The sequence below is a fragment of the Arsukibacterium perlucidum DSM 18276 genome, from assembly GCF_000382165.1.
Lineage (GTDB): Bacteria > Pseudomonadota > Gammaproteobacteria > Enterobacterales > Alteromonadaceae > Alishewanella > Alishewanella perlucidum.
Map to the genome: position 1 here is coordinate 1 of NZ_KB907774.1, position 1,573 is coordinate 1,573.

Consider the following 1,573-nt stretch of genomic DNA (forward strand, 5'->3'; position numbering starts at 1 on the left):
ACTTTTTACTTTTTACTTTTTACTTTTTACTTTTTTAAACAGCTTAAACTTCACAAGTATAAAAGGGGTGTCTAATTTATACTCATGAGATTGAAGCCAAGCATGAGCACCATTAAAAGAAATAAAAACCCTACGCTCATAACTAGGTATTGAGTAATGGATCATTTTTCCAATTGTTCAGCTTTAAGCGCAGTACTTTGCAACAATCGGTTCTATCCCGGGCACATCCAATTCCCGTTCATCAAAAGTGATAAAATGGCCTATTGTACGTCTTTCAATGGCGATGTTTTTTGCCTTGACTCTTTAACCTTAACCATTCGCCAACTTTACTTCTTAGCTGATATTCCACCTTGATAGGTATACACCAGACTGGCACCCAGGGCAAGATCACGAACATTTAGTACGCACTTTAGCATAACTGATTGACCCCGATCTTCAGCTGTGATCAGATACTGGCTTTTACGCGGAGCCAGTTTATGAACATCGATATTTTTGCAGAGCACTTTTCAGAATTAGAAGACCCAAGGCAAGCCGCTAAGGTCGTTTACCCCTTGTTTGACGTAGTGTTTTTAACGCTTTGCGCAGTCATTGCTGGCTGTGAGGGCTGGGAAGATATTGAAGATTTCGGCGAAAACCGCTTTGACTGGCTGCAAGAACATGGCTTTTTTAAACTGGGTTTGCCGGTACACGACACCATCGCGCGGGTGATGTCACTGCTGGACAGCGAAGCCTTGCAGCGCTGCTTTGCCAGTTGGATGCAGGCTTGTACAGAGCTTACCGATGGTCAGGTGGTCGCGATCGACGGCAAAACGCTTCGCGGCTCCTACAACCGGGAAGACCGCTGCTCTTCTATTCATATGGTTAGCGCCTTTGCCAGCGCCAATGGTGTGGTAATGGGCCAGGTTAAAACGGACGAGAAGAGCAACGAAATTACGGCGATACCTCAGCTACTTAACTTGCTGGAGCTTAAAGGATGCCTGGTCAGTTTGGATGAAATGGGATGCCAGAAAGAGATAGCGCAGCAGATAGTAGATAAAGAAGCCGACTACCTGTTGACGGTTAAAGGCAACCAAGGACAGTTGCACGATGCAGTAAAACAAGCCTTTGCGGGGAAAGCGCATAAAGATAGTGCCGCGCAGTCACTGGAAAAGAACCCTGGGCGCTTGGAGTACCGAGAATTCCAGGTATGTGATGCCAGTGAATTACCGGAAAAACTCAAAGCTGCGTGGCCAGCGCTGACAACCCTTGGCATGGCAACGACTTACCGGGTGGAAAAGCACAAGCGTGCGGTGTTAGAGCAACGTTATTTTATCAGCTCAGCCGCGCTTAGCGCCGAGCGGCTATCCCGTGCAGCGCGAGAGCATTGGGGTATTGAAAACCAGTTACACTGGGTGCTGGATGTGAGCTTAAGTGAGGATGCGTGCCAGATATACCGTGGTAATGCAGCAGCCAATCTTGCCACGATGCGACACTTCGGCTTGAATATGTTACGCGCTGAGAAGCGGAAAATGAGTATCAGAAGAAAGCAGCGTCAGGCATTGATGAATGAGGCTTATCTTGATGCGGTGTTGGA

General features: G+C 47.2%; 1 protein-coding gene. It reads left to right on the plus strand.

Annotation, left to right across the window (positions count from 1 at the left end):
* Nucleotides 1-476 precede the first annotated feature (476 nt).
* Nucleotides 477-1,573 (plus strand): ISAs1 family transposase (locus H141_RS0119580; protein WP_026349577.1); only part of this gene is annotated, 1,097 nt, incomplete at its 3' end.